The sequence below is a fragment of the Streptomyces sp. P9(2023) genome (assembly GCF_032436795.1).
Taxonomy (GTDB): Bacteria; Actinomycetota; Actinomycetes; order Streptomycetales; family Streptomycetaceae; genus Streptomyces.
This window is the reverse complement of the sequence record NZ_JAUPWM010000185.1, coordinates 1-404: the sequence shown is the minus strand read 5'-3', so window position 1 is coordinate 404 and position 404 is coordinate 1. Positions and strand designations below refer to the sequence as shown.

Sequence of the window (404 nt, the reverse complement as noted above, 5' to 3'; positions counted from 1 at the left end):
TTTGCCACCTTTAAACGCTGAAGGTAAAACAAAAGAGGCCGCCCAAATCGGCATCATCAAGGCGTTGAGGAAAATAAGGTTGACGACTACATTAATCACGGCTTGGTCATCCGTGTCTAAATGGGCAATCGCACTAGCAAAGGGGAGGCAGACTAACGCCAGCACGATTAACGCTATACTGGCAAGCCAAAACAGCAACTGCATTTCTATTTGTGCGGTCTGACTACGGTTTTGGCCGAGTCGTTGCCCAATTAAGATAGTAGCAGCGGTCGCAAGAGCATTACCGGGAATATTAATAAAGAGTAGCGCCGAGAAAGTGATCACATTACCGGCCATCGCGACTGTGCCCATTCCTGCAACCATAACTTGAGTAATGAGTTTACCAATATTAAACATTAATGATT

1 protein-coding gene is annotated in these 404 nt (G+C 45.5%); it reads right to left on the bottom strand.

The annotated features are described in order from the left end of the window. On the bottom strand, nucleotides 1-404 hold a 404-nt coding region (locus tag Q5762_RS37280), incomplete at both ends, for an MATE family efflux transporter (protein WP_315896746.1).